The sequence below is a fragment of the Paucibacter sp. PLA-PC-4 genome (assembly GCF_026241155.1).
Taxonomy (GTDB): domain Bacteria; phylum Pseudomonadota; class Gammaproteobacteria; order Burkholderiales; family Burkholderiaceae_C; genus Roseateles_E.
This window is the reverse complement of the sequence record NZ_JAPFGP010000005.1, coordinates 159,890-183,618: the sequence shown is the minus strand read 5'-3', so window position 1 is coordinate 183,618 and position 23,729 is coordinate 159,890. Positions and strand designations below refer to the sequence as shown.

The following is a 23,729-nucleotide window of genomic DNA, read 5'->3' as shown; positions in this document are numbered from 1 at the left end:
GTCGGATGCTGGCGCGCGATCAATGGCAGCGCCTTTCGGCCAGCTTTGATGAGCTGGTCGAGGTGGGCCCGGCTGAGCGCGCCGCCCGGCTCGCCGCGCTGCGGGCGCAGGAGCCGGAGCTCGCCGAGCGCCTTGCGCGCATGCTGGCCTCGGCCGACCAGGCCGCTGAGGCAGACCCATCCGTAGCGGCCGCGCCGGCCGAGAGCTTTCAGCAGCGCCTGGCTCGGGCGCTGGCGGCCGAGCCCGGTGGCGGCCGTGCCGCAACCGGTGAGCGGTTGGGCCCCTGGCGCTTGGTGTCCAAGCTGGGCGAGGGCGGCATGGGCGAGGTCTGGCTTGCCGAGCGTGCCGACGGGCTTTACCAGGCCCAGGTCGCAATCAAGCTCTTGCGCGACGATGTCTCGGCGCCGGGCCTGGCTGAGCGCTTCGCTCGCGAGCGTGCCGTGCTGGCGCGGCTGACCCACCCGGGCATTGCGCGCTTGCTGGACGCTGGTGTCCAGCCCCAGGTCGGTGGCGGCCGCGCCTATCTGGTGCTGGAGCATGTGGCGGGGCTGACGCTCAGCGAGCATGTGCGCCAGGCCCGGCTGCTGGTGGCCGAGCGGGTGCGGCTGCTGCTGGGGGTGGCGCGGGCGGTCGAGCATGCCCATGCGCAGCTGATCGTGCACCGCGACCTCAAGCCCAGCAATGTGATGGTGACGGCCGAGGGCAGCCCGAAGCTGCTGGACTTCGGCATCGCCGGCCTGCTCGACGACAAGGGCTCCAGCACCGACAGCCAGCTGACCCGCCAGGCCGGCCGCCGCCTGACACCCGCCTATGCCGCGCCCGAGCAGATCACCGGCGCGGCCATCGGGGTCGCGGCCGATGTCTACTCGCTGGGCGTGATGCTGTACGAGCTGCTCAGCGGCGTGCTGCCCTTCGGCCAGACCGGCGGCTCGCGTACCGCGCTCGAACATGCGGTGCTGCACACCGAGCCGGCACGGCTGTCGCGCAGCACGCTGCCGCCCGAGGGCCAACGGCCAGGGCCGGGCCGGCCGCCCGACTTCGAGCGCACCCGGGGCGATCTGGAGGCGGTGGCGGCGAAGGCCATGCGCAAGCAGCCGGGCCAGCGCTACGGCAGCGTCGGCGCGTTCATCGACGATCTGCAGCGCTGGCTGGAGCACCGCCCGGTCAGTGCGCGCCGGGACGACTGGCGCCATCGCAGCCGGCTCTGGCTACGCCGCCACGCCAAGCTGGCTATTGCCGCGCTGCTGCTGGGCGCCAGCCTCAGCGCCGGCCTGGCGATCAGCCTGTGGCAATGGCAGCGCGCCGAGGCCGCGGCGCGCCAGTCCGAGCAGGTGACCCGCTATCTGACCGAGCTGCTGGCCTCGGCCAACCCCGACCGCCATGGCGGCCGCCCGCCCACGGTGCTGGAACTGCTGGAGAGAAGCCGCGCCGAGCTGGGCGATAAGTTCGCCGACGACCCGGCGACGCGGGCGCGGCTGCTTGATGTGTTGATCGGCACCTACCGCGATCTGAACCGCTACGACATCGCAATCCCGCTGGCTCAGCAGCTCATCGAGCATGCGCAGCAGCATTTCGGCAGCGAAGACGAGCGCACACTGAATGCCCGCATGGGCCTGGCGCGCATCTACACCTCGCAGGGCTCGCCGGCCAAAGTGATCGCCCTGGTCGAACCGTTGCAGGCCGACCTGATCGCGCGCCACGGCGAGGTCTCGCACCCGCACTCCGCAGCGCTCTACCTATTGGGCGTGGCTTACTCGCGCGTGGGCCGGCTCGACGAGGCCGAGCAGGCGCTGGCGCGTGCCCGACCTATCGTCGAGGAGCTCTACAAGCCCAGCGAGTTCGAGCACATGTTCTTCGACAACTATGTGCAGGGCCTGCGCGTCGCCCAGGGCCGGTTGGCCGAGGCCGAGGCATTGCTGCTAGCCACCGAGCCGCGCTGGGCCACGGCGCAGCCGCGCTATGCCCGCTTCGTGCTGGTGCTGCGGCGCAATCTGCTGGCCGTGCAGATCCGCCGGGCCAAGTACGCCGGGATCGAGGCGCGCGCGAGCGCGCTGCTGGGCGAGATGGAGGCGCTGCTGGGGCCCGGCAACGATATGGCCGCCGGTATGCGGGCCGAGCTGGCGCGCTACTACGCCGACCGCGGCGAGCACGGCCGTGCGTTGCAGCTGCACGAGCAGATCCAATCCAGTCTGAGCGCCGCCGCTGTCGAGCACCCGACCCTGCGCCTGCCGCAGCAAGCCGCGCTGCTGCAGGCCCGGGCCATGGCCGCACCGGTGAACGCTGCGCTGCGTACGCAGGCGGGGGCGCTGCTGGAGGAGATCGGCGCGACCCCAGCCGTCAGCGGACCTGCGCGGGTCGAGGCCTGCCTGGCCATGCTACGGGTCGGTCTGCTAGGGCAAGACCTGGCCCTGGCCGACCGCGCGCTCACGCTGGCGCAGGCCGATCCGGTGCTGCAGACCAGCACCGCACTGCGCAGCCGCAGCGAGCAACTGCGCGGTCAGCTGCTGCGCGCCCGCGGCGACCTGGCCGGCAGCCGGGCCGCGCTGGAGCGACGCATCGCTTATCTTGACGCCCTGCCAGAGCCCCAGCAGGTAGCGGCCTGGACCGCGCAGCTGGACTTGGCCGCCACCCTGGTGCTGCTGCGCGAACCGGGCGCGGCGGCCGCACTGGCTCGTGCCGACGCGCTGCGCCCCGCCGGCCTGCCTGACGGCCATGAGCTGGACGCGCTGCGCCGCGCGCTGGGCGAGGGCGGGCTGGCCCCGGGCTTTCTAGAGCGGCGACTCTGAATCCACCCCGAGCCCCGCAATAACCCGGTAGGCAGGGTGGCGCCCAGCCTATAGCCTCAGCGCCAAACCCCAAGAGGAGACAAACACATGCCCACCACGATTCCCGCCGACAGCCTGGCCCTGCAGCGCCTGTACCACTGGGAGCGCACCCGTCCGTCCAGCGTCACGCTGACCCAGCCGATGGGTAATGGCCAGGTGCAGGACTTCACCTGGGCCCAAGTCGCCGATGGCGCGCGCCGCATGGCCGCCCATCTGAAGAGCCAGGGCTGGGAGCCTGGCTCCAAGGTGGCCATCCTGTCGAAGAACTGCGCTTGGTGGCTGATGAGTGATCTGGCGATCTGGATGGCCGGCTATGTCTCGGTGCCGCTGTACCCGACGCTAGCGCCCGAGACCATCAAACAGATCCTCAATCACAGCGAGGCCAAAGCCTGCTTCGTCGGCAAGCTCGATGGCTGGGCCGGCATGAAGCCGGGGCTGCCCGCAGGACTGCCGGCCATCAGCTATCCGCTCTCGCCGGACGATGCGAAAGCTGCGTACGAGGGCTGGGATGCGATCTGCGCCCGCAATCAGCCGCTGCAGGGCGAGCCGCTGCGCCCGGCTGACGAATTGGCCACCTTGATCTACACCTCGGGCACCACCGGCAACCCCAAGGGCGTGATGCATACCTTCGGCGCCTTTGCCTGGGCGCTGCAGGCCGGCCTGGGCCGCATCCCGCTCAATGCCGAGGACCGCATGCTGTCTTATCTGCCGCTGGCCCATGTGGTGGAGCGAGTGCTGGTCGAGCATGGGTGGCTGCGCACCGGCATGCGGCTGTTCTTCGCCGAGAGCTTGGACACCTTCACCGCCGATCTGCAGCGCGCCCGGCCAACCGTGTTTTTCTCGGTGCCGCGGCTATGGGTCAAGTTCCAGCAGGGCATCCAGGCCAAAATGCCGCCGGCCAAGCTCGCACGCCTGTTGTCGATTCCCCTCATCGGCGGCCTGGTGCGGCGCAAGATCCTGAAGGCCCTGGGTCTGGATCAGTGTCGCATCGCCGCCGGCGGCGCTGCGCCCATGCCGCTGGCCCTGCTGCAGTGGTACAGCAAGCTGGGGCTGAACATCAACGAAGGCTATGGAATGACGGAGAATCTCGCGGTCTCCCATATCACCGTGCCGGGCACCTTGCAGCAAGGCACGGTAGGACCGGCCTATGACGGTGTCGATACCCGGCTCGATCCGAAGACCGGCGAGCTTCAGATGCGCAGCCCGGCTTTGATGGTGGGCTATTACAAGGAGCCTGAGCTCAGTCGCGAGGCCTTCACCGAGGACGGCTGGCTGCGCACCGGCGACAAGGCCCAGCAGGACGCGAACGGCTGCCTGCGCATTACCGGCCGGGTCAAGGATCTGTTCAAGACCAGCAAGGGCAAGTATGTCGCGCCTTCGCCGATCGAGGACCGGCTCGGCGCCCACCCGGCGGTCGAGGCTTGTGTGGTCACCGGCGCGAATCTGGGCCAGCCGTTGGGCATCGTGATGCTTTCGCCCGATGCCGCCGAGCGCAGCGGCACCGAGGCCGACCGCCAGCAGCTGATGGCGCAGCTCAATCAGCATCTTGACGATGTCAACGCCCGGCTCGACCCACATGAGCAGCTCGACTGCCTGGTGGTCGTCAAGACGCCCTGGACCGTCGACAACGGTTTCATCACCCCTACCTTCAAGGTCAAGCGCAACCGCGTCGAGGAGGTCTACGGTCCGCACTTCGAAGAGTGGGTCGAGAAGCGCAAGAAGATCGTGTTCGGGGACTGATGGCAAGGCGCCGCGGGCTGCTCAAGCGCTGGGCCTGGGCGCTGAAGTCTCAGGTCCTGGCAGTGTATTTCGCGGCCCGCGATCCGGCCGCGCCCTGGGCTTTGCGCCTGCTGGCCCTGGTCGTTGCCGCCTACGCACTCAGCCCGATCGACCTGATCCCGGACTTCATCCCACTGCTGGGCTATCTCGACGACCTGCTGATCGTGCCGTTCGGGTTGTGGCTGGTGGTACGTTATATGCCCGGGCCGGTGATGGCGCGGGCCAGGCTGCGGGCCGAGGCCTTGCTGAAGAAACCCCGGAGCTGGGCCGCTGCGGCCGCGGTCATCACCCTCTGGCTGCTGCTGGCCGGGTTGCTGACGCTGTGGTTGGTCAGGACCTTTCCAGCCTGAGCATAGTCTCACTCACTGGCGGCGCAGCCGCTCCAGCTCGGCCGCCATCATGCGCTCGCGCAGGCCGCCGCCGCTCATCAGTGCTAGCAGGGTCACCAGGCCGTGGATGGCAAGGCCCAGGCCCCAGCCCCACAGCGGGAACACATGCCAGCGCGGGCTGCCGGTCAGGCTGTTGAGCGCAAACAGGCCCAGATTCACCGCAAGGAATACGGTCAGATGCACCAGAAAGCCCATCTTCATGTCGACGCGCTTCTTGGCCTGTTCCCGCAGTTCCTGCTCGTTGGGGGTGGTGATGTTCATGGTGTTGGCTCGGTCTGTGTTGATGGGTCTTATCTTCGGCGCCGGCGGGTGTCCCCGCCAGAGGCGGGCGACGAATGGTGAATCGGCGCCGTGAATCGACGCCGCGGCGGCGCCAACCGGAGCATCGGCCCGGCTATGCTTGGCGCCGCCGCGAGACAGATATGCGGGGGAGTAACACAATGTTGGCTTCGCTGCGATTGCCTGCGTGCCGGCTGCTGCTGGCCACGCTGACCCTGCTGGCCGGTGGTGCCCGATCCGAGGCGCCGTCGTTTACATCTGCCGAACTTCAGGCCGCCGTGGCCTTGCGCGCGGCGGCTGCCGATCATGGTCTGGCCTATGAGCTGGTCGATTCGCTGGTCACCGAGGTTGGCGCCCGGCCGGCCGGTTCGCTGGCCGACGCGCGGGCGGTCGACTGGGCGCTGGCGCGGCTGAAGGCGCTGGGCTTCTCGAACGTGCGGGCCGAGCCGGTGCCGCTGCGCGCCTGGAAGCGCGGCGAGGCCCATGCCCACATCACCGCGCCCTATCCGCACCCGCTGGTGATGACGGCGCTAGGCAATAGCGTTGCCACGGCTAACGAGGGCCTGCATGCCGAGATCGCCTACTACCCCGATCTGGAGGCGCTTAAGGCCGACGGCAGCGAGCGAGCCAAGGGCCGTATCGTCTTCATCGACCAGAAGACCGAACGCACGCGCGATGCGCGCGGCTACGGCCGCGCGGTGGCGGCGCGAGCCCAGGGCACGGTCGAGGCTGCCAAGCGCGGCGCGTTGGCCGTGGCGATCCGCTCGATCGGCACCGACCGCGACCGCCTGGCCCATACAGGCGCGACCCGCTATGCCGAGGGCATCAGCAAAGTCCCGGCGCTGGCCGTCTCGGTGCCCGACGCCGACCTAATCTCCCGGCTGCAGCGCTACGGCCAGCCGGTCAGAATGCACCTGGTGCTACGCGCCGAGGCCGGCATCGCCGCGACCTCGCACAACGTCATCGGCGAAATTCCCGGCGCTGAGCTGGCCCAGGAGGTGGTGCTGCTGGGCGCCCATCTGGATAGCTGGGACCTGGGGCCTGGCGCGCTCGACGACGGCGCCGGCGTCGGTATCGTCACCGCAGCGGCCAAGCTGATGCTCGAGCAGGGGCTGAAGCCGCGCCGCACCGTGCGCGTGGTGCTGTTCGCCAACGAGGAGAACGGATTCGACGGCGCGCTGGCCTATGCCGAGAAGTACAAGAGCCAGGTGCATCAGTTCGTCGGCGAGAGCGATCTGGGGGCAGGTCTTGTCTACCGGCTGCGCAGCCGCGTGCGGCCCGAAGCTGTGGGCATCGTGGCCCAAATCGCCCAGCAGCTCGCGCCGCTGGGCATCGCGCCGGACCTCGAGCGCAATGAAGCCACGCCGGGGCCGGACGCCGCGCTGCTGATGCGACGCCTGAACTGGCCGGCGCTGGAGCTGAGCCAGGACGGCAGCGACTATTTCGATTGGCACCACACGCCCAACGACACGCTGGACAAGATCGAACCGACCAAGCTGCGCCAAAACGTCGCGGCCTGGGCCGTGATGGCGTGGTTGGCGGCCCAAAGCCCTATGGCATTCGGACCGATGCCCGCGGTGCCGGTTTCCGCCACCGTGAAGCCTTGATGGCCTGGCTGCCTGAACAGTCGTTGGGTTTGAGCTGGACGCTGCATGACAATTCTGCCGAGCTGCAGATGCGTCGCAATGGCCTGATCGTCACCTTGATGGGCGGCCAAGCGGCGCGGGCGACGGGTGAGCTCCCGGAATCCGCCGGCATGCTCCGGGAGCTATGCAAAGTGAGGTAACCAAGTCTCTGGCCCTCCGGCAAAGCACTCAAGTCGCCCTCGTGGTGGCCGATGTAGAGTTGTTACAACTGTGGCCCGCATCCCGGCGGGCCTCGCTTTGTCCACTCCCCCATGCGCGTCTGCTCGCTCTCTTCGGTCAAGAACCGCATCGTGCTCGGCCAGCCGCTGCCGTTCAGCGTGCGCGACTCGAGCCGCATGCTGCTGCTGGCGCGCGGGCAGGTGATCGTCAACGAGGCGCAGCTGCAGGAGCTGTACGAGCGTGGCGCGCTGGTCGAGGTCGAGGAGCTGGCCGAGGCGGTGCAGCCGGCGCGGCGTGAGACGCCGGGGCAGCGGCTGGCGCGGCTACCCACCGACTGGGACCGTGGCAGCCGCGATGTCCGGCAAGCGCTCGGTGCGCCTATCGCACAGTTGGCGGGCGCCATTCACAGCACCACCGATCTGCTGCTGTCGCTGATTGAGTGCTCTCCCGATGTGGCCCTGTCCCAAGTGGTGCGCCAGCCCGAGGCCGGTGTCGGCCACTACGGGGTCAGCCACTCAATCCACGCCGCCACCGCCTGCCAGGCGGCGGCGCGCTATCTGGGCTGGACCGAGGCCGAACAGCGTCGCGCCTTTCAGGCGGCGCTGACGATGAATGTGGCGATGGTCGAGCTGCAGGCCCGGCTGTCGACCCAGGTCTCGCCGCTGACGGCCAAGCAGCGGGAGGCTATCAACGAACATCCGACCCGCAGCGCTGAGATGCTCAGCGAAGCCGGCATCACCGACACTGACTGGATCGAGGCGGTGCTCAAGCACCATGAGCTGGCCGACGGCTCTGGCTATCCGAACGGCGCCACCGACATCAGCGAGCTGGCCGAGATGCTGCGCTTTGCCGATGTCTACACGGCCCGTCTGTCCAGCCGCGCCAACCGGCCGGCGATGAGCGCCCAGCAGGCTGGCCGCGAGCTGCATCAGATGGCTGCACAGAGCCCGCTGGCGGCCGCGCTTATCAAGGCCTTCGGCATCTTTCCGCCGGGTAGCGTCGTCAAGCTGGCCTCGGGCGAGATCGGCATCGTGGTGCGTAACGGCGACAAGGCCTACCGCCCGTTGGTGGCTGCGCTGACCAATGCTTCCGGCGAGCCCCGCCTGAGCCCAGTCACTCGCGACAGCGCTCGCGACGAGCATTCGGTCGTCGCCCTGCTGTCAGCCCAGGCAATGCCGATGCGCTTGTCCGACGAGCGCATTGCCAGCCTGATCGGCGGCCACTGATTCAAACACTGAAGTCGTAGTCGATCGTGAGCGGCGCATGGTCGCTGAACTTCTGTTGCTTGTAGATAGCCGCGCTGCGAGCGGTGGCCGCGAGACCCGCCGTCGCGAAGTGGTAGTCCAGGCGCCAGCCCACGTTCTTGGCATAGGCCTGGCCGCGGTTGCTCCACCATGTGTAGCACTCGTCGGTGGTGTCGGGATGCAGCTGGCGGTAGACATCGACCAGGCCACCCTGGTCCGGCCCGCCGCCGAAGAGCTGGTCCAGCCAGGCACGCTCCTCGGGCAAGAAGCCGCTGTTCTTGAGATTGCCCTTCCAGTTCTTCAGATCGGCGGGCTTGTGGGCGATGTTCACATCGGCCACCAAGATGAACTCGCGCTCGGCCTTCAATGCCATCAGGTAGGGGTACATCGCCGCGAGAAAGCGGTACTTCGCCTCCTGACGCTCCGGGCCACTGGAGCCGCTGGGGAAATAGCAGCTGATGATGCTGAGCTTGCGGCCAGGCTTGTCAAAGCGCAACTCGACCCAGCGGCCTTCGTCATCGAACTCCGGCACGCCAAAGCCCTTGATGATGTCACTGGGCTCGATCCGGCTGTACAGGCCGACGCCCGAATAGCCCTTCTTCTGCGCGTAGTGGAAATGGCCTTTGAGGCCTCCCGAGCTGCAGAAGACCTGATCTACATGTTCGTGCTGGGCCTTGACCTCCTGTACGCCCAGCAGATCGGCGTTCTGCTGCGGCAACCAGTCGAAAAATCCCTTGGTGGCGGCGGAGCGGATGCCGTTGAGGTTGGCGGTGATCAGGCGCATGGATGGCGGTCGGTAGCAGGGAGGGACGGCCACTGTAGCGCAGGCGCTTTCTGCGGTGTTTTGGCAACAAAACCGTCACAGACTAGGGTTTTCCAGTAAATTCTGGCATCCAACTTGCTAGATTCCGCGGCTTGGTCCTTCCGGGCGCCCGCCGCCTGCAGCCAGCATTCCCTTCCCCCTTGGAGTTGTTCCCATGTCGCACCACCCCGCACAAGCCCGCCCCGTGCCCGCGCCGACCGCCATCGCGGTCGCGCTGGCCCTGGCCGCCTGGCCCGCCAGCCAGGCCCTCGCCCAGGAAAAGACCCAGCTCGAAACTGTCACGATCACGGCCGAGCGCCGGGTCGAAAACATCAAGGACGTGCCGACCGCCGTCTCCAGCGTCAGCGGCGAAAAGCTCGATGTGCTTGCCTCCGGTGGTCAAGACGTGCGCTTCCTGTCGGGCCGCGTGCCCAGCCTGAACATCGAGTCGTCGTTTGGCCGGGCCTTCCCGCGCTTTTACTTGCGCGGCTATGGCAATACCGACTTCCGGCTCAATGCTTCGCAGCCGGTCTCGCTGATTTATGACGATGTCGTGCAGGAGAACCCGATCCTCAAGGGCTTCCCGGTCTTCGACATGAAGGCGGTCGAAGTGATCGCCGGCCCGCAGGGCACGCTGTTCGGCCGCAACACGCCGGCCGGCGTCGTCAAGTTCGACTCGGTGCGCCCATCGAAGAAGCAGGACGGCTATTTCAGCGCTTCCTATGGCACCTACGGCAGCGCCACTGTCGAGGGCGCCGCCAATGTGCAACTAGGCGGCGACTGGTCGGCTCGGGTGTCGGCCCAGGTGCAGCGCCGTGATGACTGGGTGAGCAACCAGGTTGCCACCGGTGCCACTAAGAAGACCGAGGGCTACAACGACCGTGCGGTTCGCCTGCAGGCGCTGTACGAGCCCAACCAGGGCCTTAGCGCACTGTTCAATTTGCACAACCGCGAACTCGACGGCAGCCCGCGCCTGTTCCGCTCCAGCGTCATCAAGCCCGGCACCAATGACCTGGTCGATGGCTTCGATCCGGCTAAGGCCTATTTCGATGGCAAGAACGAGCAACGCCTGCATGCCAGCGGCGGCAGCGCGCGCATCAAATGGGCGCTCGACGGCTTTACGCTGCACTCGATCACCGCAATCGAGGCGGTCCAGCCCTTCAGCCGTGCCGACGTCGATGCCGGCTATATCAACAACTTCGTCCAGCCGCCCCCGTTCAACGGTGAGGGCAATGTGTTCTGGAGCTCGGAGACCTCGGACGCACTGAAGGACCATCGCCAGCTGAGCCAGGAGCTCCGTCTCGAGTCCAACGGCAGCGGCCCGCTGCGCTGGCAGGGCGGTGTCTATCTGTTCGACGAGCGCTACACGATGGAGAGCGTCGACTACCTGGCGGCGCCGGCCGACGCGCTGGTCAGCACGCGTCAGACCAACAAGGCCTGGGCCTTGTTCGGCTCGCTCAACTACCGCGTCAGCCCTGACCTGAACCTGCGCGGCGGCCTGCGCTACACCAAGGACAAGAAGACCCTGGCCACCACCGGCACGGTCAACGCCTCGGCCGGCACCAGCGCCAGTACCAATGACAGCAAGGTCAACTGGGATCTGTCCGGTACCTACACGCTGACGCCCGAGACCAATGTCTATGCGCGCGTGGCCACCGGCTTCCGCGCCGCGTCGATCTACCCGGCCAGCGGTTTCGGCCCTCAGAGCAAGGCGCGTCCGGAGACCGTGACCTCGTACGAGCTGGGCGCCAAGAGCGAGTTCTGGCAGCGCCGCGCCCGCCTGTCGGCCACGCTGTTCAGCTATGAGGTCAAGGACCAGCAGCTCACTGCAGTCGGCGGCACGAACAACACCAACACCTTGCTGAATGCAAGCAAGGGCGAAGGTCGAGGCTTCGAGCTGAACCTGGAGTTGCTGCCCACCGACAATCTGCTGCTGACGCTGAGCACCAGCTACAACGACACCAAGATCAAGGACCGCAGCCTGACCATGCCCCAGGCCGGCAGCGGCGCGACGATGATCGGCACGCCGGATGCCAACGGCAACTACAGCATCTATGACAACCCGCTGCCGAACGCGCCCAAGTGGATCGCCAACCTGACTGCTCGCTACAGCATGCCGACCGCTGCCGGCAATGAGTTCTATGTCTACACCGACTGGGCCTACCGTTCCAAGGTCAACTTCTTCCTCTACAAGGCGGTCGAGTTCACCGGCAAGCCGCTGACCGAAGGCGGCTTGCGTGTCGGCTACATCTGGGACAACGGCAAGTACGAGGTGGCCGGTTTTGTGCGCAACATCACCGACAAGGTGGTGGTCAACGGCGCCATCGACTTCAACAACCTAACCGGCTTCATCAATGACCCGCGCACCTACGGTGTGCAGTTCAAGGCCCTGTTCTAAAGCCCGAGGGTTGCTTGATCAAGCCCGGTCGCCGCACGGCGGCCGGGCTTTTTTGCGCCCCTACAATGCGGGCGAATTCTCCAAAAGCCCGACCATGACTACCGCTGCCGCCCCCACCGATGCCCTGGCCCAGGATTTCGTTGCCTTTGCCGTCGAGGCAGGCGTGCTGCGTTTCGGCGAGTTCAAGACCAAGGCTGGGCGACTGAGCCCCTATTTCTTCAATGCCGGTCTGTTCGACGATGGTGCCAAGCTGGGCCGGCTGGCCGGCTTCTACGCCCAGCGCTTGATCGCCTCGGGCCTGGCTTTCGACATGATCTTCGGCCCCGCCTACAAGGGCATCACCCTGGCGGCTGCCGTTTCGATGGAACTGGCACGGCTGGGCCACAACAAGCCTTTTGCCTACAACCGCAAGGAAGCCAAGGACCATGGTGAGGGCGGCACGCTGGTCGGCGCGCCAGTGCGGGGTCGGGTCTTGATCATCGACGATGTGATCTCCGCCGGTACCTCGGTGCGCGAGTCGATCGCAATGATCCAGGCCGCCGGTGCCACGCCCTGTGGCGTGACGATCGCGTTGGACCGCCAAGAGAAGGCGGCGGAGAACGGCGTCGACATGAGCTGGTCGGCCGTGCAGTACGTGTCCGAGCAATTGCAACTGCCGGTGATCTCGATTGCCGGGCTGGCGGACTTGCTGCAGTATCTGCGCAGCACCAGCGACGTCGTGGCCTCGGGCCACTCGGCGGCGGTGCAGGCCTACCGAGACCGATACGGAGTCTGATGCGAGCTTCTAGCCCCGTCCCTGCCGCCCTGCTGCTACCCCTGCTGCTGGCCGAGGCCGGCTTGGTCTGGGCGCAGCCCAAGCCGGCATCCATCGGGGCCATTTACAGCTGCACCACGGCCGATGGCCGGCGCTTGACCTCGGACCGGCTGATCGCCGACTGCAACAACCGCGAGCAGCGCATCCTGAATGCCGACGGCTCGCTGCGTGCCATCGTGCCACCGGCGATGTCGCCCGAGGAGCGGGCCGCCTATGAGGCACGCGAGCGTCGCTTGGCGGCCGAGCGGGCGGCCCAGGCCGACGCCGTGCGGCGCGACCGCAATCTGATGACGCGCTATCGCAGTGCCGAGGCCCACCAGCATGCCCGTGAGGCCGCGCTGGACGATGTCATCAAGGGCATGCGAATGTCCGAGAACCGAATCAAGGACCTGGCAACCGAGCGCAAGCCGCTGCAGGACGAGGCCGAGTTCTACAAGGGCCGGCCCTTGCCGGCCAAGCTCAAGCAGCAACTTGATGCCAACGACGCTTCGGCCGAGGCGCAGCGCGTACTGATCGAGAACCAGAAGGCAGAGCTGGTGCGCATCAACAAGAACTTCGACGCCGAGCTGGCGCGGCTCAAGAGGCTTTGGGCCGGGGCGCCCCCCGGCAGCCTGGACTGATCAGCCCGCCAGTTTTTTCTTCAGCAGCTCGTTGACGGCCGTCGGATTGGCCTTGCCCTTGGTGGCCTTCATGGCCTGACCGACCAGGGCGTTGAACGCCTTGTCCTTGCCGGCGCGGAACTCGTCCACCGACTTCTGATTGGCAGCCAGCACTTGGTCGAGGATGCGCTCCAGCTCGCTTGTGTCATTGGACTGTTTGAGGTCCTTGGCTTCGATGATGGCGTCGACCTCGCCGCCCTTGGACCACAGCTCTTCGAACACCTGCTTGGCAGAGTTATTGGAGATCGTGCCGTCCTGGATGCGCAGAATCAGCGCGCCCAAGGTCGCGGCGCTCACCGGGCTGCTGTCGATCTCGCGCTCCTCGGCATTGAGGCGACGCGCAATCTCGCCCTGCAGCCAGTTGGCCACCAGCTTGGGCGCCTTGCAAATGTCGCGAGCGGCTTCGTAAAAACGAGCTGTCGCGAGGCTGGCCGTCATCAGGCTGGCGTCATAGGCGGGCAGGCCATCGGTCTGCTGAAAGCGTGCCGCCATCACGGCCGGCAACTCGGGCAGCTCGCCGCGCACCCGCTCCACCCATTCCGGCGCGATCACCAGTGGCGGCAGGTCAGGGTCGGGGAAGTAGCGGTAGTCGGCCGCGTCTTCCTTGCTACGCATCGCCCTGGTCTCACCGGTGTCGGGGTTGAACAGCACGGTAGCCTGCTGGATCTCGCGGCCGTCCTCGATCTCGTCGATCTGCCAGTTGACCTCGTAGTCGACCGCCTGCAGCAGGTTGCGAAAGCTGTTCAGGTTCTTGATCTCGCGACGCGTGCCATAGGGCTCGCCGGGCTTGCGTACCGAGACATTGACGTCGCAGCGGAACGAGCCCTCCTGCATATTGCCGTCGCAGATGCCCAGCCACATCACCAGCGCATGCAGGGTCTTGGCGTACTCGCAGGCCTCGGCGCCGGAGCGCATATCGGGTTCGGAGACGATTTCCAGCAGCGGCGTGCCGGCGCGGTTCAGGTCGATACCGCTCTGACCGTGATAGTCCTCGTGCAGGCTCTTGCCCGCGTCCTCTTCGAGGTGGGCGCGGGTCAGATTGACGACCTTCTTGTTCTCGCCGACGAAGAACTCCAGCTTGCCGCCCTGCACGACTGGGATCTCGTACTGGCTGATCTGGTAGCCCTTGGGCAGGTCGGGGTAGAAGTAGTTCTTGCGGGCGAAGATCGACAGCGGCGCTATCTTCGCGCCCACGGCCAGGCCCAGGCGGATCGCCCGCTCGACGGCGCCGCGGTTCAAGACTGGCAGCGTGCCAGGCAGGGCCAGGTCCACCGGCGAGGCCTGGGTATTGGGCTCGGCGCCGAATGCCGTCGAGGAGCCGCTGAAGATCTTCGATTGGGTGGACAGCTGGACGTGGTTCTCCAGCCCGATCACGACTTCGTAGCCGCGGATGAGTTTGCTCGTCATGTCAGATTCCTGCCGGGGCTTGTTGGTGCCAGTCGGTCGCCTGCTGCAAGGCGTGGGCCGCATGCAAAAGCTGACCCTCCTTGAAGTAGTTGCCCAGCAGCTGCAGACCCACCGGCATACCGCCCTCGCCCAGGCCCACCGGCACGCTCATGCCAGGCAGGCCGGCCAGCGAGCCGGGCAGGGTGAAGATGTCGGCCAGATAGGCCTTGACCGGATCGTCCGAGCCTTCGCCATGCTTCCACGCGACGGTCGGCGCCACCGGGCCGGCGATCAGATCGCACTGCGTGAAGCAGCGCTGGAAGTCGTCGGCGATCATGCGGCGCAGCTTCTGTGCCTGCAGATAGTAGGCGTCGTAATAGCCGTGGCTCAGTACATAGGAGCCAATCATGATGCGGCGCTTGACCTCGGCACCGAAGCCCTGTGCGCGGGTCTTCTTGTACATGTCCAGCAGGTCGTCGTACTGGGCCGCGCGGTGACCGAACTTGACCCCGTCGAAGCGGGAGAGGTTCGAGCTGGCCTCAGCCGGCGCGATGATGTAGTAGACCGGAATCGCCAGCTCGGTGCGGGGCAGGCTGACGTCTACCAACGTGGCGCCGAGCTTCTCCAGTTCGGCCAGACCGGCGCGCACCGCGCGATCGACATCGCCGCTCAGCGCGGCCGGGAAGAACTCGCGCGGCAGACCGATGCGCAGGCCCTTCAGCGGCTGGGCCGCCGTGGCGCCCTCGCGGGCCGCCAGCATCTGTGCGTGAAAGTCTTGCGGTGGCTGCTCGATGCTGGTGGCATCGCGCTCGTCGAAGCCGCTCATCGCCGACAGCAACAAGGCGCAGTCTTCGGCCGAGCGCGCCATCGGGCCGGCTTGGTCGAGGCTGGAGGCAAAGGCGATCATGCCGTAGCGTGAACAGACGCCATAGGTCGGCTTGATGCCGGTGATGCCGGTGAAGCTGGCCGGCTGGCGGATCGATCCGCCGGTGTCGGTGCCGGTGGTGGCCGGCACAAGGCGGGCCGCCACAGCAGCAGCCGAGCCGCCCGAGGAGCCACCCGGCACCCGGTCAGCATCCCAGGGATTGGACACCGGCTTGAAGGCCGAGTTTTCGTTGGCCGAGCCCATCGCGAACTCGTCGCAGTTGAGTTTGCCCAGTGAAACAGTGCCCGCCGCGTTCAGCTTGGCGACGACGGTGGCGTCAAAAGGGCTGCGGTAGCCGACCAACATCTTGGAGCCGGCCGTCGTGGGCATGTCCCGGGTGACGAAGATGTCCTTGTGCGCGAGCGGCACGCCCAGCAGCGCCCCGACCTCGCCGGCGGCGCGGCGCGCGTCAGCTGCGCTCGCGCTGGCCAGCGCCGTCTGCGCATCGACATGCAGAAAGGCCCCCAGTGCCTCGGCGGAGGTAACACGTGCAAGAAGGTGTTGCGTGATCTCGAGGCTGGAAACCGATTTGTCGGCAAGGGCCCGGCCGAGTTCGGCGACGCCCAGGGTGTGCAGCATTTTCATTCGATGACCTTGGGGACCAGGAACAGACCGTCTTCGACCGCCGGCGCGCTGCGCTGATTGAGCTCGCGCTGATTGCTCTCGGTGACCGCGTCCTCGCGCAGGCGCAAAGCCACGTCCTGCACGGCGGACAGCGGCGTGTATAGCGGCTCGACGCCGCTGGTGTCGACCGCGCTCATCTGCTCGACGATGGAGAAGAAACCGTTGAGCTGGGTCAGCAGCGCCTCGGGTTCGCCGCCTTGCAGCTCCAGCCGCGCCAGATGGGCGATGCGGCTCACGTCTTGTGGGGTCAGGGCCATGGGGTAAACGTTTTAGGGCCGGGAAAAACCAGGCCCGTAAGTGTCAGAAACTGAGGTCCCCTCGGGTCTGCCAGGGCAGGAAACCCAGAGGTGATCAGGTATTATCTCCGCTTATCTCCATGGTCACGGGGCTGCATGGCCGCAAGGTTCAAGCGGCCTCGTTGCATATGGTGCGAACAAATCCGCGCAGCCTTTGCCCCGGCTGCACCGTATCCAGAACCGCTCAGCCCCAAGCCAGCTCCAGGTCGATCTCACCCACAGGCTCAGATGCCCTGACTGGCGCTCCATACACACCATGTTCGCTTCCCTGCGTCGCTACTTCTCCACCGACCTCGCCATCGACCTCGGCACCGCCAACACCCTCATCTACGTGCGCGGCAAGGGCATCGTGCTGGACGAGCCCTCGGTGGTCGCCATCCGCCACGAAGGCGGTCCGAACGGCAAGAAGACCATCCAGGCCGTAGGCCGCGAAGCCAAGGCCATGCTGGGCAAGGTGCCCGGCAATATCGAGGCGATCCGCCCGATGAAGGATGGCGTGATCGCCGACTTCACCGTCACCGAGCAGATGCTCAAGCAGTTCATCAAGATGGTGCACGACTCGAAGATGCTCAAGCCGAGCCCGAGGATCATCATCTGCGTGCCCTGCGGCTCGACCCAGGTTGAGCGCCGCGCGATTCGTGAGTCCGCGCTGGGCGCCGGCGCCTCCGAGGTCTACCTGATCGAGGAGCCGATGGCCGCCGCGATCGGTGCCGGCCTGCCGGTCTCAGAGGCTTCCGGCTCTATGGTGGTTGACATCGGCGGCGGCACCACGGAGGTCGGCGTGATCTCACTGGGCGGCATGGTCTACAAGGGCTCGGTCCGCGTCGGTGGCGACAAGTTCGACGAAGCCATCATCAACTACATCCGCCGCAACTACGGCATGCTGATCGGTGAGCCCACTGCGGAGGCGATCAAGAAGAATATCGGCTCGGCCTTCCCCGGCTCTGAGGTCAAGGAAATGGAAGTCAAGGGTCGCAACCTCAGCGAAGGTGTGCCGCGCAGCTTCACCATTTCGTCCAACGAGATCCTGGAAGCGTTGACCGACCCGCTGAATCAGATCGTCAGTGCGGTGAAGAACGCGCTGGAGCAGACGCCGCCGGAGCTGGGCGCCGACATCGCAGAGCGCGGCATGATGCTGACCGGCGGCGGAGCGCTGCTGCGCGACCTGGACCGATTGCTGGCCGAGGAAACCGGCTTGCCGGTGCTGGTGGCCGAGGATCCGCTGACCTGCGTGGTGCGCGGTTGCGGCATGGCACTCGAGCGCATGGAGCGCCTGGGCTCGATCTTCACCTCGGAGTAAGCGCCTCCATGAACTGCTCCGAGCCGGCACGCTTCACGCGGGGCCGGCTTTTGCACATCTTGCCCCCCGCCTGAGCCATGCCACTGGGCACCCTGGATCGCACGCCACCTCCGTTTTTCCGCCAGGGCCCCTCGGCCCTGACCAAGCTGCTGCTGTGCGCGGCGCTGGCCATCTTCCTGATGGTGGCCGATGCCCGCTTCAAGCTTGCGACGCCGGCACGCGCCGCACTGGCCCTGGTGCTGCACCCGGTGCAGCGGGGCCTCTTGGCGCCGGTCGACGCCTGGGAGCGCTTGAGCGACTACCTGCGCGGCACCGAGCGCGCGATGGCCGCCGAGGACCAGGCGCGCCGCCAACTGGTGCAGCAGGCCGAGCGCCTATCGCGCGCCGAGCAGCTGCAAGCCGAGAACCAGAGCTTGCGCGCACTGCTGGCACTGCGACCGGCTCTGCAGGTGCCGACCATTGCCGCCGAGGTCCTGTACGAGGCGAGCGATCCCTATTCGCGCAAGGTGGTGATTGATCGCGGTAGCCAGCAGGGCGTGCGCTCCGGCGCACCGGTCATCAACGATGCCGGTGTGCTGGGCCAGGTGACGCGGGTCTATCTCCTTTCGGCAGAGGTCACGCTGCTCAATGACAAGGACGCCGCGATCCCCGTGCTCAACACCCGCAGCCAGCAGCGCGGCGCGGCGTTTGGCGGCACCGACGGCCTGGGCATGGAGCTGCGCTTCATGGCCACCAACGCCGACCTCAAGCAGGACGATCTGCTGACCACCTCCGGCCTGGACGGCGTCTATCCACCCGGCCTGCCGGTGGCCCGCATCAGCGCCATCGAGCGGCGCGGCGACAGCAGCTTTGCCCGCGTCAACCTGCGCCCGGTGGCTCAGCTCGACAATGTCCGCCATGTGCTGGTACTGGGCGCACTGGCCGAACTCGAGCACGCCCGCAACGAGGCCGTCGCGGCCTCTGCCGCCGCAGCGTCGGCCCCGGCACGTGCCGGCAGCAAGGCCAGCGGAGGTCGACCATGATCATGCCACGCGGCTCCGGCCAGCTGCTGCTGCCGGCCAACCCCCTCTTCATCGCAGTGAGCCTGCTGCTGGCCCTGGTGGTAGATATGGTGCCGGTCGGGCGCCAGAGCGCGATGCCCGATGTGCTGGCACTGGTGCTGGTGTTCTGGAATGTGCACCAGCCGCGGCGGGTCGGGGTCGGCTGGGCCTTTGTGTTCGGTCTGCTGGTCGATGTCCAGCATGGCGCGCTGCTGGGTCAGCATGCGCTGTCCTATAGCGTGCTGAGCTTTGGCGCGATCGCGCTGCACCGGCGCTTGCTGTGGTTCAGCCTGCCCGTGCAGGCCCTGCACATCCTGCCGCTGTTCGTGCTGGCCCATGCGGTGTCGCTGGCGGTGCGGCTGATGGTCGGCGGCATGTGGCCGGGCTGGCCGCTTTTGCTGGCGCCATTGTTCGAGGCCTTGCTGTGGCCCATCGCCACGGTGCTGCTGCTGGCGCCGCAACGCCGCGCCCCGGATCGAGACGCCAACCGGCCCCTGTGATGATGCTGCTGAAGAATTCCGAGCAGGAGCAGTCGCAGTTCCGGTTGCGCGTGCTGGCGGCGGTGGCCTTTGTGCTTTTCTGCTTCGGGCTGCTGGTGGCGCGCCTGGTTTGGCTGCAGGTGCTGCAGCATGACGAACTGGCCCAGCAGGCCGAGAGCAATCGCACCGCCATCGTGCCAATCGTGCCCAATCGCGGCCTGATCAAGGACCGCAACGGCATCGTGCTGGCCAGCAACTACTCGGCCTACACACTGGAGATCATGCCGTCCAAGGCCGGCGATCTGGACAAGACCATCGATGCCCTGTCCGAGGTGATCGAGATCCAAACGCGCGACCGCCGCCGCTTCAAGCGCTTGCTGGAGGAGAGCAAGCACTTCGACTCGTTGCCCATACGCACCAAGCTCAGCGACGAGGAGGTCGCCCGCTTCACCGCCCAGCGCTTTCGCTTCCCGGGCGTCGAGATCAAGGCGCGGCTGTTCCGCAGCTATCCGATGGGCGAGGTCGGCAGCCATCTGATCGGCTATATCGGCCGCATCAACCAGGCCGAGAAGAAGGCCATGGACGACTGGGACGAGGAAGACGTCGCCAACTACCGCGGCACCGAGTACATCGGCAAGCTGGGCCTGGAGCAGGCCTACGAACGTGAGCTGCATGGCATCACTGGCTTCGAGCAGCTGGAGACGAGCGCAGGCGGCCGCGCGGTGCGACGCCTGGCCCACAAGCCGCCGACGCCGGGCAACACGCTGATGCTGTCGATCGACATCCGGCTGCAAGCTCTGGTCGAGGAGCTCTATAAGGACCGGCGCGGCGCGCTGGTGGCGATCGACCCGCGCAACGGCGAGGTGCTGGCCTTTGTGTCCAAGCCGACCTTCGACCCGAATCTGTTCGTCGACGGCATCGATGCGGACAGCTGGCGCGAGCTCAACGACAACATCGACAAGCCGTTGCTGAACCGCGCGCTGCGCGGTACCTACCCGCCGGGCTCGACCTTCAAGCCGCTGATGGCGATGGCAGCCCTGACCAGCGGCAAGCGCGCGCCCGGCACCATCGTGATGGACAACCTGGTCTACAGCTTCGGCGGCCGCACCTTCGGCAGTCCGGAGGCGGACCGGCCCGGCCCCAAGGACATGCGGCTGGCCATCGTCGGCTCCAGCAATGTCTACTTCTACAGTCTGGCCAACGAGATGGGGGTGGATCTGATCCACGACGAGCTCGAACCTTTCGGCCTGGGGCGCAAGACCGAGATCGACTTGCAGGGCGAAGTGACCGGCATCCTGCCTTCGCAGGCCTGGAAGAAGCGCTATTTCGCGCGCAGCCCGGCCAACCAGAAGTGGTTCCCCGGCGAGACCATCTCGCTGGGCATCGGCCAGGGCTACAACAGCTTCACGATGCTGCAGCTGGCCACCGCCTACGCCACCGTGGCCACGAGCGGCCAGCGCTACAAGCCACGCCTGGTGCGCGAAATCGAGGACGTGGTCAAGCATGAGCAGCGCCGCGTCGCCAGCGCCGCGCTGGAGCCGCTGCCGCTCAAGCCCGCCGATGCCGAGGTGATACGCAATGCGATGCATGGCGTGACGATGGAAGGCACCTCGCGCGCCGTCTTCATGGGTGCGCCCTACACCAGCGGCGGCAAGACCGGTACGGCCCAGGCCGTGGGCCTGCGCGCCGGCGAGAAATACAGCAGCATCAAGGCCGATGAGCGCAAGCGCGACCATTCGCTCTATGTCGCCTTCGCGCCGGTCGAGGCCCCGACTGTCGCGCTGGCCCTGATCGTCGAGAACGCCGGCTGGGGGTCGACCGCCGCCGCGCCGATTGCGCGTCGCGTCTTCGACTTCCTGCTGCAAGGCGTCTACCCCAGCGAGGAAGATATTGCACTGACCCAGCAAGGTCTGACCAAGGCGCCGGTCGGTGCGCCGCGCCCCATCACGGCCGTGCCGCCGCCGGGCCAAGTGGCCGCGTCGGCGCCTGCGCCGGCCGCATCAGCCGCCACATCAGCCGCTTCGGGAGCCCGCCGATGAGTCATGTCTTCAGCAAGCCCTCGCTGTTCAGCCGCCTGCGGCCCTGGGTCAGCGGTTTCGACGGTCCGCTGCTATTGATCCTGGCCTGGCTCGCGGGGCTGGGCCTGATGTGCATGTACTCGGCCGGCTTCGACCATGGCACGCGCTTCGTCGACCATGCCCGCAATATGGCACTGGCGGCGGCCATCATGTTCGTCGTCGCCCAGGTGCCGCCGCAGCGACTGATGGCGCTGGCGATCCCGCTGTACACCGTGGGCATTGCGCTGCTGGTGGCGACGGCGCTGTTCGGCATTAGCAAGAAGGGTGCGACGCGCTGGCTCAATATCGGCATCGTGATCCAGCCATCGGAGCTGCTGAAGATCGCCACGCCGTTGATGCTGGCCTGGTGGTTCCAACGGCGCGAGGGCCAGCTGCGCACGGCCGACTTCGTCATCGCACTGCTGATGCTGGCCGTGCCGGTGGGACTGGTGGCGCGCCAGCCCGACTTGGGCACCTCGATCTTGGTGTTCGCAGCGGGCTTTTATGTGCTGTTCTTCGCCGGCTTCAGCTGGCGCATCATCCTGCCGGCCGTCGCCATCGGCGCGATCGCGATCACCACCCTGGTGCTCAGCGAGGACCAGATCTGCCAGCCCGAGGTCGAGTGGCCGGTGCTGCGCGAGTATCAGAAGAACCGGGTCTGCACCCTGCTCGATCCGCACAAGGACCCGCTCGGCAAGGGTTTTCACATCATCCAGGGCGAGATCGCGATCGGCTCGGGCGGCTTGACCGGCAAGGGCTTCATGAAAGGCACGCAAACCCATCTGGAGTTCATTCCGGAGCGCACCACCGACTTCATCTTCGCCGCCTATGGCGAGGAGTTCGGCCTGGTCGGCGCTTTAGGCCTGCTGCTGGGATTTGCCGCGCTGATCGTGCGCGGGCTGATGATCGCGGCCGAGGCGACCAACCCGTTCGGCCGCCTGCTCGCCGGCGCCATTACGCTGAGCTTCTTCACCTATGTTTTCGTGAATATGGGCATGGTCAGCGGCATCCTGCCGGTGGTCGGCGTGCCGTTGCCCTTCATCAGCTATGGCGGCACGGCGATGGTGATGCTGGGCCTGAGCCTGGGCATTCTGATGTCGATCGCGAAGAGTCGGCGCTTCATGTCGCGCTGAGCGCATCGCGGCCCGGATGTGCCGCGAAACGCACGGTGAAGCGTGCGCCGGGCCCCTGGCCGTCCTCTTGCGCCTGGCCGGACCGCAGCTCGCGGGTCTCGTCCAGCGTGATCTCGGCCTCATGCTGCTGGACGATTTCACGCACGATGGCCAGTCCCAGACCTGAGCCGTCAACATTGGTGCCCAGGGCCCGGTAGAACGGCTGGAATACCTGCTCACGCTCCGACTCAGGAATGCCCGGCCCCGAGTCCTCGACCTGCAGCACTGTGACCTGACCGAACGGGTCTTCGACGACGCGCACCGTCACCGTGCCATGCGCCGGTGTGTAGAGTAGGGCGTTGTCGACCAGATTGCGGATCAGCTCGCGGATCAGCAGCGGATGGCCGTTGATGCGCAGCGCGCTGTGCTCGTCATCCGGCCCCTCAAAGCCCAGGTCAATGCGCTTGTCCATCGCACGCGGTACGAAGTCGCGCACCGTCTCCATCGCCAGCTCGGAGAGATTGACCTCGCTGCGCCGTGCCGCATGCTCCTTGTCCTCGGCGCGGGCCATCGCGAGCAACTGGTTGACCATATGGGCGGCGCGCTGGCTGGACAAGGCGATCTGCTGCAGCGAGCGGCGCAGTTCGGCCGGCTCGCTGCGGCCCTCATCGATCTCGCGCTGCGCGAATTCGGCCTGGGTGCGCAGGCCGGCCAAAGGCGTCTTCAGTTGATGGGCGGCGTCGGCCAGGAAGTGTTTCTGCGCGCCGATCGACTGGTCGAGCCGGCCCAGCAAATCATTGATGGCGCGCACCAGCGGTGCGACCTCATCGGGGATCCGGCGCTCGTCGATCGGGCTCAGATCCGAGCTCTCGCGCGAGCGGATGCGGCGCTGCAGGTCGTTGAGCGGTGCGATGCCGCGCGCCAACGCCAGCCACACCAGCAGCACCGCAAGCGGCAGGATCACGAACTGCGGCAGGATCACGCCTTTAATGATCTCGTTGGTCAGGCGAGCACGCTTGCCCAGGGTCTCGGCCACCTGCACCAGCATGGTCTGTGTCGAGCCGGCCTGACCCTCGGGCGCCACCCACAGATAGGCGACCCGCACCGTGTCGCTGCCGACCTCGTCGTCACGGAAGTGCAGCTCCCAGGGCACGATGGGGTCGTCCGCGGCCGGCACCGGCAGCTGGCGGTCGCCGCTGAGGAACTCGCCGCGCAGGCCCAGCACCTGGTAGTAGACCGTGTCGGCCTCATCGGCCCGCAGCAGCGCGGCGGCCTCCGGCGACAGGGCGTAGCGAGACCGCGCGCTGCTGCCAGCGCGAGGCGTTTCCGAGGCCGCCTGCAGGCCCAGATTGCGCGCCATCTCACCGAGCTCGCGGTCATACGGCCGGTTGGCAATGCCTTGCGCCACCAGCCAGGTCAGCGCCACGCTGATGGGCCAGATCACCAGCAGCGGGGCGAGCATCCAATCGAGGATCTCGCCGAACAGCGATCGTTGTTCGGTGTCTCCGGCCATTCA

20 protein-coding genes are annotated in these 23,729 nt (G+C 67.0%); 14 read left to right on the top strand and 6 right to left on the bottom strand.

Features of this window, described 5'->3' with window-relative positions:
* The first annotated feature begins 5 nt into the window (after positions 1-5).
* The 3 genes from OOZ63_RS09935 to OOZ63_RS09925 all read left to right on the top strand — a co-directional run bounded on the left by OOZ63_RS09935 (position 6) and on the right by OOZ63_RS09925 (position 4,954).
* Positions 6-2,786 (top strand): serine/threonine-protein kinase, encoded by a 2,781-nt coding sequence (locus tag OOZ63_RS09935; RefSeq protein ID WP_266005287.1) that lies wholly within the window; start codon positions 6-8, stop codon positions 2,784-2,786.
* Between the two features lie 87 nt (positions 2,787-2,873).
* Complete coding sequence (locus tag OOZ63_RS09930) at positions 2,874-4,565, top strand: AMP-binding protein (RefSeq protein ID WP_266005286.1); 1,692 nt, start codon at positions 2,874-2,876, stop codon at positions 4,563-4,565.
* The gene (locus OOZ63_RS09925) at positions 4,565-4,954 is read left to right on the top strand and encodes a YkvA family protein (RefSeq protein ID WP_266005284.1); all 390 of its coding nucleotides are present in this window, start codon (positions 4,565-4,567) and stop codon (positions 4,952-4,954) included. Before OOZ63_RS09930 ends, OOZ63_RS09925 begins: the two co-directional genes overlap by 1 nt.
* A 12-nt stretch (positions 4,955-4,966) precedes the next feature.
* On the opposite strand, the gene OOZ63_RS09920 is transcribed toward OOZ63_RS09925, so the two are convergent.
* Positions 4,967-5,254, bottom strand: a complete 288-nt coding sequence (locus tag OOZ63_RS09920; protein ID WP_266005283.1) for a 2TM domain-containing protein — start codon at positions 5,252-5,254, stop codon at positions 4,967-4,969.
* Between the two features lie 179 nt (positions 5,255-5,433).
* On the opposite strand from OOZ63_RS09920, the gene OOZ63_RS09915 reads away from it, so the two are divergent.
* The 3 genes from OOZ63_RS09915 to OOZ63_RS09905 all read left to right on the top strand — a co-directional run bounded on the left by OOZ63_RS09915 (position 5,434) and on the right by OOZ63_RS09905 (position 8,303).
* Entirely contained in the window at positions 5,434-6,879 is a 1,446-nt protein-coding gene (locus tag OOZ63_RS09915) for a M20/M25/M40 family metallo-hydrolase (protein ID WP_266005282.1), read from the top strand.
* Positions 6,879-7,058, top strand: a complete 180-nt coding sequence (locus tag OOZ63_RS09910) for a hypothetical protein (RefSeq protein ID WP_266005281.1) — start codon at positions 6,879-6,881, stop codon at positions 7,056-7,058. The genes OOZ63_RS09915 and OOZ63_RS09910 overlap by 1 nt, the downstream gene beginning before the upstream one ends.
* Positions 7,059-7,169: 111 nt before the next feature.
* The gene (locus OOZ63_RS09905) at positions 7,170-8,303 is read left to right on the top strand and encodes an HD-GYP domain-containing protein (protein ID WP_266005280.1); all 1,134 of its coding nucleotides are present in this window, start codon (positions 7,170-7,172) and stop codon (positions 8,301-8,303) included.
* Position 8,304: 1 nt separating this feature from the next.
* On the opposite strand, the gene OOZ63_RS09900 is transcribed toward OOZ63_RS09905, so the two are convergent.
* A complete protein-coding gene (locus OOZ63_RS09900) occupies positions 8,305-9,105 on the bottom strand; it encodes an exodeoxyribonuclease III (protein WP_266005279.1) in 801 nt (266 codons plus the stop codon).
* A gap of 193 nt (positions 9,106-9,298) precedes the next feature.
* On the opposite strand from OOZ63_RS09900, the gene OOZ63_RS09895 reads away from it, so the two are divergent.
* The 3 genes from OOZ63_RS09895 to OOZ63_RS09885 all read left to right on the top strand — a co-directional run bounded on the left by OOZ63_RS09895 (position 9,299) and on the right by OOZ63_RS09885 (position 12,955).
* A complete protein-coding gene (locus OOZ63_RS09895; protein ID WP_266005278.1) occupies positions 9,299-11,521 on the top strand; it encodes a TonB-dependent receptor in 2,223 nt (740 codons plus the stop codon).
* A 94-nt stretch (positions 11,522-11,615) separates the two neighbouring features.
* The gene (pyrE, locus tag OOZ63_RS09890; protein WP_266005277.1) at positions 11,616-12,296 is read left to right on the top strand and encodes an orotate phosphoribosyltransferase; all 681 of its coding nucleotides are present in this window, start codon (positions 11,616-11,618) and stop codon (positions 12,294-12,296) included.
* Positions 12,296-12,955: a hypothetical protein gene (locus tag OOZ63_RS09885; protein WP_266005276.1), complete on the top strand. Its 660-nt coding sequence runs from the start codon at positions 12,296-12,298 to the stop codon at positions 12,953-12,955. The genes pyrE and OOZ63_RS09885 overlap by 1 nt, the downstream gene beginning before the upstream one ends.
* Here the strand turns inward: OOZ63_RS09885 and gatB are convergent, their stop codons facing one another.
* From gatB to gatC, 3 genes are read right to left on the bottom strand one after another with little or no spacing between them, the layout of a single operon-like run.
* A complete protein-coding gene (gatB, locus tag OOZ63_RS09880; RefSeq protein WP_266005274.1) occupies positions 12,956-14,401 on the bottom strand; it encodes an Asp-tRNA(Asn)/Glu-tRNA(Gln) amidotransferase subunit GatB in 1,446 nt (481 codons plus the stop codon).
* 1 nt (position 14,402) lies between these two features.
* Entirely contained in the window at positions 14,403-15,890 is a 1,488-nt protein-coding gene (gatA, locus tag OOZ63_RS09875) for an Asp-tRNA(Asn)/Glu-tRNA(Gln) amidotransferase subunit GatA (RefSeq protein ID WP_266005273.1), read from the bottom strand.
* Positions 15,887-16,186, bottom strand: coding sequence for an Asp-tRNA(Asn)/Glu-tRNA(Gln) amidotransferase subunit GatC (gene gatC / locus OOZ63_RS09870; protein WP_266005272.1), 300 nt, complete (start codon positions 16,184-16,186; stop codon positions 15,887-15,889). The genes gatA and gatC overlap by 4 nt, the downstream gene beginning before the upstream one ends.
* Before the next feature lie 295 nt (positions 16,187-16,481).
* On the opposite strand from gatC, the gene OOZ63_RS09865 reads away from it, so the two are divergent.
* The 5 genes from OOZ63_RS09865 to rodA all read left to right on the top strand — a co-directional run bounded on the left by OOZ63_RS09865 (position 16,482) and on the right by rodA (position 22,234).
* On the top strand, positions 16,482-17,525 hold the full coding sequence (locus OOZ63_RS09865) for a rod shape-determining protein (RefSeq protein ID WP_137945426.1): 1,044 nt from the start codon (positions 16,482-16,484) through the stop codon (positions 17,523-17,525).
* 77 nt (positions 17,526-17,602) lie between these two features.
* Positions 17,603-18,547 (top strand): rod shape-determining protein MreC, encoded by a 945-nt coding sequence (mreC, locus tag OOZ63_RS09860; protein ID WP_266005271.1) that lies wholly within the window; start codon positions 17,603-17,605, stop codon positions 18,545-18,547.
* On the top strand, positions 18,544-19,065 hold the full coding sequence (gene mreD / locus OOZ63_RS09855; RefSeq protein WP_266005270.1) for a rod shape-determining protein MreD: 522 nt from the start codon (positions 18,544-18,546) through the stop codon (positions 19,063-19,065). Before mreC ends, mreD begins: the two co-directional genes overlap by 4 nt.
* A complete protein-coding gene (gene mrdA / locus OOZ63_RS09850; RefSeq protein WP_266005269.1) occupies positions 19,065-21,083 on the top strand; it encodes a penicillin-binding protein 2 in 2,019 nt (672 codons plus the stop codon). The genes mreD and mrdA overlap by 1 nt, the downstream gene beginning before the upstream one ends.
* Complete coding sequence (gene rodA / locus OOZ63_RS09845) at positions 21,080-22,234, top strand: rod shape-determining protein RodA (RefSeq protein WP_266005268.1); 1,155 nt, start codon at positions 21,080-21,082, stop codon at positions 22,232-22,234. Before mrdA ends, rodA begins: the two co-directional genes overlap by 4 nt.
* Here the strand turns inward: rodA and OOZ63_RS09840 are convergent.
* Positions 22,221-23,726 (bottom strand): sensor histidine kinase, encoded by a 1,506-nt coding sequence (locus OOZ63_RS09840; RefSeq protein WP_266005267.1) that lies wholly within the window; start codon positions 23,724-23,726, stop codon positions 22,221-22,223. The two genes, rodA and OOZ63_RS09840, sit on opposite strands and share 14 nt — an antisense overlap.
* Between the last annotated feature and the right edge of the window lie 3 nt (positions 23,727-23,729).

What these genes read in the sequence shown, in the direction of transcription:
- OOZ63_RS09935 (WP_266005287.1), top strand. Translation starts at nt 6, where the DNA reads ATGCTGGCGCGCGATCAATGGCAGCGCCTTTCGGCCAGCTTTGATGAG.
- OOZ63_RS09930 (WP_266005286.1), top strand. Translation starts at nt 2,874, where the DNA reads ATGCCCACCACGATTCCCGCCGACAGCCTGGCCCTGCAGCGCCTGTAC.
- OOZ63_RS09925 (WP_266005284.1), top strand. Translation starts at nt 4,565, where the DNA reads ATGGCAAGGCGCCGCGGGCTGCTCAAGCGCTGGGCCTGGGCGCTGAAG.
- OOZ63_RS09920 (WP_266005283.1), bottom strand. Translation starts at nt 5,254, where the DNA reads ATGAACATCACCACCCCCAACGAGCAGGAACTGCGGGAACAGGCCAAG.
- OOZ63_RS09915 (WP_266005282.1), top strand. Translation starts at nt 5,434, where the DNA reads ATGTTGGCTTCGCTGCGATTGCCTGCGTGCCGGCTGCTGCTGGCCACG.
- OOZ63_RS09910 (WP_266005281.1), top strand. Translation starts at nt 6,879, where the DNA reads ATGGCCTGGCTGCCTGAACAGTCGTTGGGTTTGAGCTGGACGCTGCAT.
- OOZ63_RS09905 (WP_266005280.1), top strand. Translation starts at nt 7,170, where the DNA reads ATGCGCGTCTGCTCGCTCTCTTCGGTCAAGAACCGCATCGTGCTCGGC.
- OOZ63_RS09900 (WP_266005279.1), bottom strand. Translation starts at nt 9,105, where the DNA reads ATGCGCCTGATCACCGCCAACCTCAACGGCATCCGCTCCGCCGCCACC.
- OOZ63_RS09895 (WP_266005278.1), top strand. Translation starts at nt 9,299, where the DNA reads ATGTCGCACCACCCCGCACAAGCCCGCCCCGTGCCCGCGCCGACCGCC.
- pyrE (WP_266005277.1), top strand. Translation starts at nt 11,616, where the DNA reads ATGACTACCGCTGCCGCCCCCACCGATGCCCTGGCCCAGGATTTCGTT.
- OOZ63_RS09885 (WP_266005276.1), top strand. Translation starts at nt 12,296, where the DNA reads ATGCGAGCTTCTAGCCCCGTCCCTGCCGCCCTGCTGCTACCCCTGCTG.
- gatB (WP_266005274.1), bottom strand. Translation starts at nt 14,401, where the DNA reads ATGACGAGCAAACTCATCCGCGGCTACGAAGTCGTGATCGGGCTGGAG.
- gatA (WP_266005273.1), bottom strand. Translation starts at nt 15,890, where the DNA reads ATGAAAATGCTGCACACCCTGGGCGTCGCCGAACTCGGCCGGGCCCTT.
- gatC (WP_266005272.1), bottom strand. Translation starts at nt 16,186, where the DNA reads ATGGCCCTGACCCCACAAGACGTGAGCCGCATCGCCCATCTGGCGCGG.
- OOZ63_RS09865 (WP_137945426.1), top strand. Translation starts at nt 16,482, where the DNA reads ATGTTCGCTTCCCTGCGTCGCTACTTCTCCACCGACCTCGCCATCGAC.
- mreC (WP_266005271.1), top strand. Translation starts at nt 17,603, where the DNA reads ATGCCACTGGGCACCCTGGATCGCACGCCACCTCCGTTTTTCCGCCAG.
- mreD (WP_266005270.1), top strand. Translation starts at nt 18,544, where the DNA reads ATGATCATGCCACGCGGCTCCGGCCAGCTGCTGCTGCCGGCCAACCCC.
- mrdA (WP_266005269.1), top strand. Translation starts at nt 19,065, where the DNA reads ATGATGCTGCTGAAGAATTCCGAGCAGGAGCAGTCGCAGTTCCGGTTG.
- rodA (WP_266005268.1), top strand. Translation starts at nt 21,080, where the DNA reads ATGAGTCATGTCTTCAGCAAGCCCTCGCTGTTCAGCCGCCTGCGGCCC.
- OOZ63_RS09840 (WP_266005267.1), bottom strand. Translation starts at nt 23,726, where the DNA reads ATGGCCGGAGACACCGAACAACGATCGCTGTTCGGCGAGATCCTCGAT.